14 protein-coding genes are annotated in these 12914 nt (G+C 60.3%); 8 read left to right on the top strand and 6 right to left on the bottom strand.

Going from position 1 to position 12914, the window contains the following annotated elements; all coding sequences use genetic code 11:
- Window positions 1–109: 109 nt before the first annotated feature.
- From ACYVI2_RS19975 to ACYVI2_RS19960, 4 genes are all read left to right on the top strand, one after another.
- Entirely contained in the window at window positions 110–481 is a 372-nt protein-coding gene (locus ACYVI2_RS19975; RefSeq protein WP_415818252.1) for an MbcA/ParS/Xre antitoxin family protein, read from the top strand.
- Window positions 481–1236, top strand: coding sequence for an RES family NAD+ phosphorylase (locus tag ACYVI2_RS19970; protein ID WP_415818254.1), 756 nt, complete (start codon window positions 481–483; stop codon window positions 1234–1236). Before ACYVI2_RS19975 ends, ACYVI2_RS19970 begins: the two co-directional genes overlap by 1 nt.
- A gap of 156 nt (window positions 1237–1392) precedes the next feature.
- Window positions 1393–1833, top strand: a complete 441-nt coding sequence (locus ACYVI2_RS19965) for an OsmC family protein (RefSeq protein ID WP_415818256.1) — start codon at window positions 1393–1395, stop codon at window positions 1831–1833.
- A gap of 118 nt (window positions 1834–1951) precedes the next feature.
- Window positions 1952–2923, top strand: a complete 972-nt coding sequence (locus ACYVI2_RS19960) for a thymidylate synthase (RefSeq protein WP_415818258.1) — start codon at window positions 1952–1954, stop codon at window positions 2921–2923.
- Here ACYVI2_RS19960 and ACYVI2_RS19955 read toward each other — a convergent pair.
- From ACYVI2_RS19955 to ACYVI2_RS19935, 5 genes are read right to left on the bottom strand one after another with little or no spacing between them, the layout of a single operon-like run.
- Window positions 2859–4085: a CaiB/BaiF CoA transferase family protein gene (locus tag ACYVI2_RS19955; RefSeq protein ID WP_415818260.1), complete on the bottom strand. Its 1227-nt coding sequence runs from the start codon at window positions 4083–4085 to the stop codon at window positions 2859–2861. The genes ACYVI2_RS19960 and ACYVI2_RS19955 overlap by 65 nt on opposite strands.
- Window positions 4082–5221, bottom strand: a complete 1140-nt coding sequence (locus tag ACYVI2_RS19950) for an extracellular solute-binding protein (RefSeq protein ID WP_415818262.1) — start codon at window positions 5219–5221, stop codon at window positions 4082–4084. The genes ACYVI2_RS19955 and ACYVI2_RS19950 overlap by 4 nt, the downstream gene beginning before the upstream one ends.
- Before the next feature lie 16 nt (window positions 5222–5237).
- Entirely contained in the window at window positions 5238–6551 is a 1314-nt protein-coding gene (locus tag ACYVI2_RS19945) for a TRAP transporter large permease (RefSeq protein WP_415818263.1), read from the bottom strand.
- Window positions 6548–7066 carry a TRAP transporter small permease gene (locus ACYVI2_RS19940; protein ID WP_415818265.1) on the bottom strand — a complete coding sequence of 173 codons (519 nt, stop codon included), beginning with the start codon at window positions 7064–7066 and terminating at the stop codon, window positions 6548–6550. Before ACYVI2_RS19940 ends, ACYVI2_RS19945 begins: the two co-directional genes overlap by 4 nt.
- Window positions 7067–7077: 11 nt before the next feature.
- Window positions 7078–8052, bottom strand: coding sequence for a C4-dicarboxylate TRAP transporter substrate-binding protein (locus ACYVI2_RS19935; RefSeq protein WP_415818267.1), 975 nt, complete (start codon window positions 8050–8052; stop codon window positions 7078–7080).
- Between the two features lie 190 nt (window positions 8053–8242).
- On the opposite strand from ACYVI2_RS19935, the gene ACYVI2_RS19930 reads away from it, so the two are divergent.
- The 4 genes from ACYVI2_RS19930 to ACYVI2_RS19915 are packed head-to-tail and all read left to right on the top strand — an operon-like array spanning window position 8243 to window position 11246.
- Window positions 8243–9418: a CaiB/BaiF CoA transferase family protein gene (locus tag ACYVI2_RS19930; RefSeq protein WP_415818269.1), complete on the top strand. Its 1176-nt coding sequence runs from the start codon at window positions 8243–8245 to the stop codon at window positions 9416–9418.
- Between the two features lie 16 nt (window positions 9419–9434).
- The gene (locus ACYVI2_RS19925) at window positions 9435–9881 is read left to right on the top strand and encodes a MaoC family dehydratase (RefSeq protein WP_415818271.1); all 447 of its coding nucleotides are present in this window, start codon (window positions 9435–9437) and stop codon (window positions 9879–9881) included.
- A gap of 33 nt (window positions 9882–9914) precedes the next feature.
- A complete protein-coding gene (locus tag ACYVI2_RS19920) occupies window positions 9915–10736 on the top strand; it encodes an IclR family transcriptional regulator (RefSeq protein ID WP_415818273.1) in 822 nt (273 codons plus the stop codon).
- Between the two features lie 15 nt (window positions 10737–10751).
- Entirely contained in the window at window positions 10752–11246 is a 495-nt protein-coding gene (locus ACYVI2_RS19915; protein WP_415818275.1) for a dihydrofolate reductase, read from the top strand.
- A gap of 126 nt (window positions 11247–11372) precedes the next feature.
- On the opposite strand, the gene ACYVI2_RS19910 is transcribed toward ACYVI2_RS19915, so the two are convergent.
- Complete coding sequence (locus ACYVI2_RS19910; RefSeq protein ID WP_415818277.1) at window positions 11373–12797, bottom strand: aminotransferase-like domain-containing protein; 1425 nt, start codon at window positions 12795–12797, stop codon at window positions 11373–11375.
- Between the last annotated feature and the right edge of the window lie 117 nt (window positions 12798–12914).

Genomic DNA, 12914 nt, shown 5'->3' with positions numbered 1-12914 from the left:
ATTGCCAGACCAATGCAGCTTTACTGGAAGCCTCGGACCTTCGAGAAATTGTGCAAAACCAACTTTTTACCTACAATTTGTGCAATATGAACATTTCAGGCCGCCCATCATGACTGCCCTGCCCAAGCCCGTCCTCTCTGCTGACGCCGTTCTGGCCAAGGCCGTGCTGAACGCCGCTCGCCAGATCGGCCTGAACCAGGCCGATCTGGCTGCGGTGCTGGGCGTGCACCGTACCGCCATCAGCCGCCTGAAACACACACCGGCGCTGGATCCATCCTCGAAACAAGGCGAGTTGGCACTGCTGCTGGTGCGACTGGCCCGTTCGCTATTCGCGCTGACGGGCGGTGACCCCGAATGGATGCGCCACTTCATGCAAACCCCCAACACTGTCACGGGCGGTATTCCCGCTCAGCAGGTCCGCAGCATTCAGGGCTTGATTACGGTATTGCAGTTCGTAGACGCCATCCGGGGCAAGATTTAATGAACCCCAACCTATGGGAAGCCTGCCAAGGCCCGCAACATGTCGCGCCAATGTCCGGTGTCGTGTTGCGTCTCGTCGAAAGCCAGGAGCAAATCGCGACGCTGAGCTTTGTCGACACCCTCGAAGAACAAGCCCTATTAGAAGACCTCCTCGAATCGGTCAAGCCACCGGGCCTGACGGACGGCACCGATCTGCATTACCTGCTGCGTACGCCCTTTCGCTATCCCCCTCTCAAATGGGGCTCGCGCTATGGGCGCGTGCACGAACCCAATCTGTTTTACGGCGGCGCCGACCTGCAGACCACCTTGGCCGAATCGGCCTATTACCGCTTTGTGTTCTGGTTTTCCATGGACGCCCCGCCGGCCAAGCCCACCATGCACACCGAACACACTCTATTCTCAGCGCGCTATGCCACGAAATACGGGGTCCGGCTGCAGGATGCCGCGTTTGGCGACCACCACAGTCAATTGACACACCCGCGCGACTACCTGCCTTGCCAGGAACTGGGGTCTGCCATGCGCACGGCTGGGATCGAGGCGTTTCAATACCCTTCGGCACGTGCGCAGCACAAGGGCCTCTGCGTAGCCCTGTTCACTCCTCGCGCCTTCGCCAGTAAACACCCACATGACCTGCAATCGTGGTTGTGCGAGACCACGGCAGACAAGATCACGTTCAAACGAGCCGGCGAGGCCGTCGTCACGACGTTTTCGATCGATACGTTCCTGGTGAACGGCACCCTGCCATTGCCCGCATGATGTACGACAGTCCCAGATCGCTGAAAGCCCCTGCGAGCGACACAAGATTACCGGGATACGGACGGCGCCATTACCCCTGCCGCACGCCCCCGCGCCTACCCACGTAGCGGTTATCATCAACCTTTGTTCGCGAATCACGCACAAGGAATTCTTCTCATGGATTGCACGATCAACTGGGGCGGCCCGGACGGCATGCTGTTCGTGGCCCAGACGGGCAGCGGTCACATCGCCACCATGGATGGCGCCGTCGAAGGCGGCGGCAACAATCTGGCGCCGCGCCCGATGGAGTTGCTGCTGGCTGGCACCGGCGGGTGTACAGCATACGATGTCGTGTTGATCCTCAAGCGCGGCCGCCACGCGGTCACCGGCTGCAGCGTCAAGCTCTCCGCCGACCGTGCGGAAACGGACCCCAAGGTCTTCACCCGGATTCATTTCGCCTTCACCGTCACGGGCAAGAACCTGCCCCGTGCCGCAGTCAAGCGCGCCGTGCAACTGTCGCACGAGAAATATTGCTCGGCGTCCGCCATGCTGGAAAAAACGGCAGAGCTAACGTTCTCGGTAGATATTGCCGACACGCAGGAAACACAGGCCGCGTAAAGCAGTTCCCAGGGCCGGACGTTGTCCGGCTGCCCCGAGAGGGCTCAAGCAATTTGAGGCAGCTGCGCGTTTTTGAATGCCGCCTCGCCATCACGCCCGCATCGGCGGGCAGATCGCCATGAAACAATACCTTTCGCTCATTCAATCCATTCTCGACCACGGTGCGTGGCAGGAAAACCGCACGGGCATACGGACGCTTTCGCTACCCGGTGCGGCGCTGCGTTTTGACCTGCAACAGGGCTTTCCCGCCGTGACCACCAAAAAGCTGGCGTTCAAATCCGCCATCGGCGAACTGGTAGGTTTCATGCGCGGCGCACGTAGCGCGGCCGATTTCCGGGCGTTGGGCTGCAAGGTCTGGGACCAGAACGCCAATGAAAACGCCAATTGGCTGGCCAACCCCTATCGTGAAGGCCCCGATGACCTGGGTCCGGTCTATGGCGTCCAATGGCGCCGCTGGCCTGCGTACAAACTGCTGCCTCGCGCAAACACCGCGCAGATTCAGGACGCGCTAGGCCGCGGCTACCGCCAGGTCGCCGAACCCGACGAAGACGGGGTGCCTCATGTCCTGTTGTACAAAGCAGTGGACCAACTGCGTCAATGCCTGGACACGATTCAGAACAACCCACAGGATCGCCGCATCCTGTTCCATGGCTGGAACTGGGCGCAGATCGAGGAAATGGCGCTGCCGCCGTGCCATCTGCTGTATCAATTCCTGCCGAATGCCAGCACGCGGGAAATCTCGCTGTGCTTGTATATCCGATCCAACGACGTGGGCCTGGGCACCCCGTTCAACCTGACCGAGGGCGCGGCGCTATTGCACCTGGTCGGCCGCCTGACGGGCTACAAGCCGCGCTGGTTCTCGTATTTCATCGGCGATGCGCATATCTACGAAAGCCATCTGCCGATGCTGCGCGAACAATTGACGCGCGAGCCCTACGCCGCGCCGCAACTGGTGCTGTCGGATCGCATCCCCGATTACGCAGTGACCGGGAAATATGAACCGCAATGGCTGGAACAAGTCGAGCCTACGGATTTTGTCCTGGAAGGCTACGAGCACCATCCTGCCCTGACGGCGCCGATGGCGGTCTGAGGCCGAACTCATTGCAAATGGCCGCCGTGTGCTGGCCGATATGGGGCGCGGCCCGTGCCGTGCTCGACCGGCGGCCGTCGATGCGGACAGGGCTGCACGTCGTTGTGATGTGCGTAGCGTCACGCGATACCACCTGGAGCATATCCAGACGACGCATGGCTTCGCTTTGCAGCAGCTTGGGCCAATCGTAGACTTCGGCACACCAGATGCCCGCCTTCTGCAGCACAGTCAACCAATGCGCGGTATCGCGTTGAGCCAGGCAATCGGCAATCAACTGCTTGATGACGTCGCGATGCTCAAAGCCGGCCGACGCATCGTCACAGTAAGCCTGCAGCCCGGGCAACGGCAAACTGTCGCGCAACTGCGCCAACGGCATCATCGCCACTGCCAGGTAGCCATCCCGCGTGGGGTAGACCCCGTACGGCGCAGCCAAATAGGCATGGCCGTTGAATGCAGCCGATCGCCGCGGCAAACGGCCGCCGTCGTTCAAATGCGTCGTGAGGACCTCGAACTGAAAGTCGATCAGCGCCTCGAGCAGGCTGGTCTGCACCCATGCGCCTTCGCCCGTTATCGAGCGCCGTACCAGGCTGGCCAGAATGCCTTCGACGAGCGCATGCCCTGCCAGCATGTCGGCCACGGATAACCCAAACGGCACGGGGCCGTCATCGCGATTTCCCGTCAACCACATGGCTCCCGACACGGCTTGCGCCAGCAGGTCCTGCCCCGGCAATCCCACCCACGGGCCGTTCTCTCCATAACCCGAGATTCCAGCATAAATCAGACGCGGATTGATTTGGCGGACCTCGTCATACCCCAGCCCCAGCCGCTCAATGACGCCGGGTCGGAAATTCTGGATCAACACATCCGCATGGCGAATCAGTTCACGCACGTACGCCAGATCGCCTGCGTCTTTCAGATCGGCAGCGAAGCTTTCCTTATTGCGATTGATGGCGTGAAACAAGGTCGAGTCGCCGCCCAGATCGGTATCGCTCAAGTACAAATGACGGCAGATATCACCCCCCTCGGGACGTTCGACTTTGATGACGCGCGCGCCTAAATCCCCGAGCCGCAAGGCAGCGGACGGCCCAGACAAAAACTGGCTCAAGTCGAGCACCAGCAAGCCGTTCAAGGGTGGCTGGCCCGTAACCGTCGCCTGCATCATGCGGACACCGCCAGACTATCGCGAAACAAACGATTGAGATCATGCAGCAAACTGGCAGACGTCTCGCCGGCTGCCAAAGCCTGGTTCAAACGCAGGGAAGCCGCATGTTGAAATGCCATATAGCCGTTGTGCCGCGGCCGCACCCACGCGCCATTCAGCGTCGCCCGCGTGGCGCGATAAAAATCTGCTGTCGCGGCATTGACCGCGGGGTCTTCCCACGCCCGGCCATGTCCTGCCTGTCCTCCTGCCGCGGTATACAAGGTCCGCTGCGTGGATTCCCCTGCCACCCAATAGGCGAAATCGGCCGCGTGCACAGCATGCTCGCGCATGGCCGACACGGCAATGCCAGTCCCGCCCAACGCCGAACCTCGCGGCGCTCGCCCTGCTATCACAGGCATATCGGCAAAAGCGATGCGCTGTGCACGGAATCCCTCGATCGCGTAATTCACGTAGCCATAAATCAGGGGGACGCACGCCACGCGAGACTGCGGTAGCGCCGCCTCTTCGAATACGGCAATGGGGTCCATGCCGAAGTTATCGGCGGGCACCAGCGCTGCCAACTCGCGTAGTCGCTCATAGGCTTCGTGCGGCGCATCGCCGCTGAACAACTCGGGCCCTGTGACACGAGTCAGTCCGCCCAGATGGGCGGACAAGGTATACAACACCATCAGGGAATGCGGCGGGCGCAACGGGCAGGCGACTGCACCTTGCTCAGCGAGAGCAATCACGTCGTCCCAGTCACGCAGAGGTTGTTCCAGACGCCCCGGAATCCAGGCCTGGACTTGTGTGGCGGCATCAATAGGCAGCGCCCAGATACGTCCATCCCATTGATAGCTTTGCAGCGATGCGCCCACCGCGTCACGCGCAATGGCGTTTAGATCGGCCTGACGCTGAGGCTCGTCCAACGGTGCCAGACAATGTTCCTGCGTGATCTGTCCGACGTGAGGATGATCGATCACGATGAGATCGAACTGGCGGGCCAACTCCTGAACGGGATAGGACTCGAAGTCTTGCAAGGACCGGCGATGCCAGACGATATCGACCTGGGTCTGCGCTTTCCATTGCTGGGCGCAAGCCACAAGCGGGTCATAGCCACGCGGATGATCCCAGGTCATGCCATGTAGGGTGAGCATCATTATCAACAATCAAGGGTTACTGGACGGCAACACCGCCATAGATCAAATCCGGCAGCCACAACGTAATGCCGGGAAAGGCCGACAGCAGCACGAGCAGCAACATCATCATGGCCAGGTAAGGCAAGACCTCACGGGCGTATTCGCCCATTCGGACACGCAAGACCTGCGACGAGATATACATCAGTCCGCCGACAGGCGGCGTGATGCCTGCGATGGTCAAATTGGTGATCATGACAATGCCAAAATGCACCTTGTCGATCTGTGAGTGGTCGATGATGGGCAGCAGCATCGGCGTCAAGATGATCAACGCGGCAGAGCCTTCGATGGCCGTGCCCAGCAGAATCAAGGTCACGTTGATCAACAGCAGCATGGTGAGGGGATCAGACGTCGCCCCCGCCAGCCACGAGGACATCGACTGCGGCACTTGTTCCCACGTGAGATAAAAGCCGAACGCCGAGGCGGCGCAGATCATCATCATCACAGAGCTAGCATCGCGCGCGGACTCGGCCAACACGCCAGGCAAGTCCCGCATACGGATTTCCCGATAGCCCAGCACCGCAACCAGCAGCACGTATAGCACTACGATGGCGCCCGACTCGGTGGTGGTAAATAGACCATACCGGGTCCCGGCAAAAATCACGACGGGAATCGACAAGGCCCATAATCCATCGATGACGGCCTTGGATATCTCGCCCGCGCTGGCTCTCGTCGCACGTTGCGCGGTGTAGCCACGCCGCCGGGCCACGACATGCGTTGTCAGCATCAGGCCGACGGCCAACAACAGGCCGGGCACGACACCCGCGGCAAACAATCTGCCGATCGAGGTCTCGGACAAGAATCCGTAGATGATCAAACCGATAGATGGCGGAATCAACGCCGTGATGATGGCGGCGGACGAGGTAATCACCGCGGCAAACGCACGGCTATAGCCACGCTGCGCCATTTGATTGCCGATGGTTTTGGCCAGCATGGCGGCATCCGCATTCGCCGACGCGGTCAGGCCGCCCAGCAATGTCCCGAGCACCGTACACATCTGTGCCAGCGCGCCAGTCATGTGCCCCACCAGCACTTCAGCCACATTCATCAGGCGCCGTGTGATCCCCGATGCGTTCATGATGCATCCGGCCAGCACAAACAAGGGCAACGCCAGCAATGACACCGACTCCGTCCCTGCCGCCATTTCCTGGGCGAAATTGGCCAAGGGCATGGTGTCCATATTGAGCAGGAAAAAGCTCAATGCCGCAATGGCCATACTCCATGTAATGGGCGTCTGCATGAACAGCAGCACCAGCATCAGGATTGACGGCAGCCATAAATGCATCCAGGTCATAGCGGCACCTCGGCATGTTGTTGTGAAGCCATCCATCCATGACGCCACGGACGCAGCAAGACGTGCTGCAGCAACATCATGGCCGAAGCAATCGCCAACGGCGCATACACCACCGAGCGCGGCAAACTGAGGGCGACCGTCAAGATGCCATGCGCCAGTACGGCTTGCAGCGCGAACAAGGCAGTCATGGCCGCAAAAAACGCAGCCAACAATACCCAATTGCAGATGGCGATCACGCGTCGCACTGGTAGCGAAAAGCACGCAGTCAACACATCGATATCCGCGTGCATACGACGCCGCACACCGGCAGCGGCGCCGAAAAACACCATCCAGGCAAACGCCATCACGGCGACCTCAAAGGTCCACGACGCAGGTTGAGGCAACACATAGCGTGTCACGACACCCCACGCGATAGCGAATACGATGGCCAGCAGACAACATACGGCAATCAGTTCATCCAGGCGACGCAGGCTGAACAGCGGGCCTTCGTCCTCTGCGATATCGGCTTCACTCACGGCAATGCCCCTCAGTTGGCCATGGCCGCGCGTACGCGATCCACCATACCGGGCGTCAATCCCTTGATATTTCCATAGGCGGTGCGCGCTTTCTCAGCAAAAGCCTTTACGTCGACATCGGTGACGATCTCTACGCCGTGGCGCTTTAGTTCTTCTGCATAGGCGGCGTCCGACTCCAGGGTCGCTTTTGTCAGCTCCTGGCCAGCGCGCTTGCCTTCCTCCAGCAAGATGGTCTGCAGATCCGGCGACAGACTATTGAAAAACTGCGTGCTGGTGGCAAACGCAGCGAACATGATCTGGTGACTGGTCATGGAGACGACCTTGCGCACCTCGTACAGCTTGGATCCTGCCAGAGAACCGAAGTTGGCTTCCGCCGCATCCACGACCCCGGTCTGCAAGGCGTTGTAAACCTCGCTCCACGGCAGGTCCGTGGGCCGCGCACCCAACGCGGTGAATGTCTCCAGCATGATGGGCGATGGCGGCACACGAATGGTCATACCCTGCATGTCGGCCGGTTTGCGTACGGCTTTGTTGGCAATCACGTGACGGTAGCCAAACAGGCCATCAGCCATGATCAGCTTGATGCCCTGCGCTTCGAGTTTGCCCGACAGTTCGGCAAAGACGTCAGACGCGAACAGACGATTGGCCTCGTCCAGATTGCTGTACATGTATGGCCCGGCCAGAATGCCCAAGTCCGGCACGAACTGGCTGAGCTGGCCGTAATCGGTCACGTTCACAATGCGTGCGCCGCTCTTGAGCATCTCGTTCACTTTCTTTTGAGCGCCCAACTGGTCGCCCGTGAACAAAGGCAATTTCAGCTTGCCCCCGGAGCGCTCCTCTACCCGTTGCGCAAAGGCTTTCATCGTTTTCACGACCGGTTCGTTCGGGTTGACCTGCGAGGTCGCAAAACGCACCGTTTGCGCGGCGGCAGAGCCGAACGCTCCCAGGCAAAGCACTGCGGCCAGCGCCAGATGGCGGATTTTCATGGTTTGTCTCCTTGTTTGCCTCTGAGGCATATTTATTCAAATATTAATTTATTGTTTATATGCAAAATTCTAAGCCGGCAAAATTTTGCCAGTCAAGCAAATTAATTGCATCACACCGGATTGACTACGTTTATATATAAACTTAATATTTTTCAACAAACAAAAATTACCAACGACACATAGAGGAAACATGGAGGCACACGATCTTCCCCTGACGGGGCTCGTGGTTCTGGATTTCAGCCAGTATCTGGCTGGCCCCTCGTGTGCGATGCGACTCGCCGACCTGGGAGCCGACGTCATCAAGATCGAACGCCCGCAAGGCGGCGATGCCTGCCGTAGCTTGGTCGTAGCAGACCAGACGCACGATGGCGACAGCGCGCTGTTCCACACCATCAACCGCAACAAGCGCAGCTTTGCCGCGGACCTGAAAGATCCAGACGATCTCGCGCGCGTGATCGCCCTGGTACGTCAGGCCGATGTGATGATTCATAATTTCCGGCCTGGCGTCATGGAACGCGTCGGGTTGGATTACGCCTCGGCCTCGGCGGTCAACCCGCGCCTGGTCTACGCCAGCATCACGGGATATGGCGCCGAAGGACCTTGGCAAGACAAACCTGGCCAGGATCTATTAGTGCAGTCGCTCTCCGGCCTCGCCTGGCTGGCAGGCAACGACGCAGATCCGCCGACACCCGCCGGCGTCTCGGTCGTAGATATCCTGACCGGCGCCCATCTGGCGCAAGGCATCCTGGCGGCCTTGTTGCGCCGCGCCGTTCACGGACGAGGCGCACTGGTCGAGGCCAGTCTATTGGAGTCCGCACTGGACCTGCAATTCGAACCGTTCACTGCGTTCTTGAACGATCCGTCCGGTCAACAACCTCGTCGCAGTGCAGTCAGCCACGCCAATGTGCATGCCGCTGCCCCGTACGGTATCTATGCGACATCGGATGGGCATCTGGCGCTGGCCATGGGCGCCCTGGATCGCCTTGGGACGTTGCTGGAATGCGAGCCGCTGCGCATCGCCGCAGCGGCGGCACGCGACACGTGGTTCAGCCGACGGGACGATTTCAAGCGCCTCTTGGCCGAACATCTGCGTACGCAAAGCACGGCGTATTGGCTGGAGCGATTGGAACCTGCGGGCATCTGGTGCGCAGACGTCCTGACATGGCCCGAACTGGTCGCGCACCCCGGCTTTACGGTCCTGGACATGGTGCAGGAAATCACCAGCGACAGCGGCGCGCGCATGCGCACAACGCGCTGCCCGATCCGTATCGATGGCAAGCCCTTGCGGCACACTCGCGGCGCCCCGAGACTGGGCGCGCACACCCAAGACATCGTCACCGCTTTTGGCCTGCCATCGGCGCAATGACCTCCCGGAGATCGATATGAGCCAGGACATTTATTTCGAAGACTACGCCATCGGCAGCGAGCGGCGCACCCAGGGCCGCACCATTACCGAAACCGATATCGTGCTGCACGCCGGGCAGACGGGGGATTTTTTCCCCCATCACATGGACGCAGCATGGTGTGCGACACAGCCGTTCAAACAACGTATCGCCCATGGCACGCTGATTTTCAGCGTAGGCATCGGCCTAACCGCGGGTCAGGTCAACCCGCGCGCAATGTCGTATGGGTATGACCGCCTGCGATTTGTGAAGCCGGTCTTTATTGGCGATACCATTTATGCTCGTGTGCAGATTACAGACAAGCGCGATCACCCCAAGCGAACCGAACATGGCATCGTGACCGAGACCGTCACCATGATCAACCAACACGACGAAGTGGTCCTGGTGTGCGATCACTTGCATTTGGTTGAACGGAGAACGCGTTAAGATTCGCGCAATCCACCGTCCCGCCCCGCCTTTATGCCCAAAACAGCCTCCCCCCCACCGGACGACAACAAAAAAAACAAGTATTCCGTCCCAGCGGTAGAAAAAGCGTTGGATGTGCTCGAGCACCTGTCCGACCGGGCAGTGCCCTTGACTCAATCGCAAATTGCACGAGCGCTGGGGCGGCAGCCAGGCGAGATTTTTCGCATGCTGACCTGCCTGGAATCACGCGGCTACCTGCGGCGCGATCCCGTCAACGGCGGCTACAGCCTGACACTGAAACTGTTCGAACTCAGCCGCGCGCATTCGCCGCATGACAAGCTCTTGCAGACGGCGCAGCCCTTGATGCGCGAATTAGCCGACACCATAGGCGAGTCGTGTCACCTCTGTGTGCTGCACCGGGGCCAGGTCATGGTGCTGGCCCAGGAACAAAGCCCGCAACCCTTTCGCTTGTCGGTCGAGGCCGGGTCACTGCATTCCCCGGTATTGACCACCTCGGGACGCGTGCTGCTGGCCCATTTACCGGTAACCGAACGCGATACCCTGTTGAACCAGCGCGCTGACTTTGTCAGCATGCCTTCTGCCGGACGCCGTCAGTTCCTGGCACAATTGGAGCTTATTCGCGATCGCGGATACGAGTACGCAGATGGCGAAAAATTCGTCGGCGGCCTGGACCTCGGTGTGCCTGTCGGCACGCCCCATTCTCAGACTCAAGCCGCGCTGACGGTGGCAACACTAAAGCGCCGGGATGGTCCAGACCTGCTAGAGGCGCTGCCTCGCCTGACCCGCTGTGCTCAAGACATCGCTCATCAGGCGGGCTTGCTCATGCACGGCGCCACCGATGAGCCCTCGCCATAACTCATCATTACTGCCATGTCCGCCTTGCCTCGCCTGACCCTCGTCGTCGCCTATTCTGATAATCGCGTGATCGGCCGCGACAATGCGCTGCCCTGGAAACTGCCAGGCGATCTGGCGCATTTCAAACGGACCACACTGGGCAGCCCGATTATCATGGGCCGCAAGACGTGGGAATCATTGGGACGGCCGTTGCCGGGACGCACGAACGTGGTCGTGAGCCGTAATACGGAATATGCCGCGCCCGGCGCCGTCGTCGTGCCCACCCTGCAAGCCGCCGTTCAGGCCTGTGGCGAGGTAGCCGATGCGTACGTCATCGGCGGCGCACAGATTTATGAACAAGCCCTGCCGATCGCGCAACGGTTGATCGCCACCGAAGTGCATGCCATGGTTGAGGGCGATGCGTTTTTTCCTGCATTGCCCGCTGAGCAATGGCAAGAACTATCGCGTGAACCGCAGCCCGCCGAGAACGGCTACGCGTACGATTTTGTCGTGTACGAGCGCCGGACCTGATCGTCATCGGGACGATGACGCACGAGCGCCGGGCGACCATTGCAGCCGTCACTGAATCCAAAGGCGCATGTCATCTTGCGCCAATGCCGCAGTCGCCCTGAGTGTAATCGCAGACCACGCCCTCTGTCAGCGCTCGCCAGCCTGCACGCGCTGCAAGAATCGCCATAACTGCGGGCCCTGCGAATACGCAACGTTAAAGCGTATCCAGGGGATATCCGCTTCGTCCGGGTCGAAATAAGAACCCGGCGCCAACCAGATACCGTCTTTCAGCGCCAACTCGGCCAAGGCGTTTGCGCCGGTGTGCGCGCTGGCATCGGACAAGCGAGCCCATAGAAACAGCCCGGCCTGCGGCCGCGCCCACACCTGCATACCCAGTTCATCCATCTGTTGCGTGACCTGGGCATGAGCCTGAGCCAGACGTTCTCGCGTGCGCACGATATGCGCGCGATAACGCCCCTCGCGGATCACCTGGTGCACGACACGCTCCATGATCTCTGGCGAGGTCAGCCCCACCGCCATCTTGGTGCGCGCGATGTCACGGATCAAATCCCGATGCGCAGCGATGTAGCCGACGCGGACCGACGGGCTGATGACTTTGGAATAGCCACCGAGATACACCACGCGTTGCGCGCCGTCCAGCGCCGCCAATAACGGGGCGGCACCAGACATCAACTCGCGTGAGATATCGTCCTCGATAATCCAGAGATTATGCTGTTGCGCGGCCTGCAGCACCCGGAACGCATTCGCCATGGTCATCACGGCACCGGACGGATTTTGCAGTACCGTGTTGACGAACAACGCCCGCGGACGATGCGCCTCGGCCATCCGAGTCAACGCCTCGCAATCCAGTCCCTCCGAGGTGCGCGGCACACTGACGATCCGCAGCCCCGCCAGACGCAATAACGGCAACAGGTTGGCATAGCAGGGCTGCTCGACCAGTACCGTATCTCCCGGCCGCAACAAGGTACGAATCACCACATCCAGACCATGCGCCACGCCCTGCGTCAGCACCACCTGATCCATCGCCACATCCAGACCATGCGCAGCCAGACCGGCCGCCACCATCTCGCGTAGAGGCGCATAGCCGTACGGATGTCCATAACCCGCAATACGCAAAGCCGGCACACGCCCCAGATGCCGCAATGCCTGATGCAGACCATCTTCGTTCAACCATTCGCCCGGCAACCATCCCCCGCCCGACTTGATCGGAATGGAATGATCCGCATAAATATCCGAGAGCAGCCAGCCCGCATTCAGCCGTGGCGGCTGCCATGACGTGGGCATTGCCTCTGCATCCGCTTTAGGCCGAGGGGCAACGCGATAACCGGCGCCGGGCCGCGCGACCAACCACCCTTGCGCCACCAACCGGCTATAGGCGCCCGCCACCGTAAACGTGCTGAGTTGATAGGTCCGGGCAAAATCGCGTACGGACGGCACAGGCATGCCCGAACGCAGCGTCTGGTCTCGGATAGCGCTGACGTAGGCGTCGACCACCTGGTCCACCAGAGTCGGCGCCTGGTTACGTGTACGAACGGGCTGAAAATCGAACATATCAATACAGTTATAGAATTGGGGCCAGTACAGTTCGCAAGTTTTGCACCAATTGTATATTTTCATCCCGTCCCGGCGCGATCAGAATGGTGCCATCCTGCTGCGTACCAGCGGCCT

The sequence above is a fragment of the Bordetella tumbae genome, from assembly GCF_054780995.1.
Note: the sequence above shows the minus strand (reverse complement) of the source record. Positions and strands in the feature narration are given on the sequence as shown.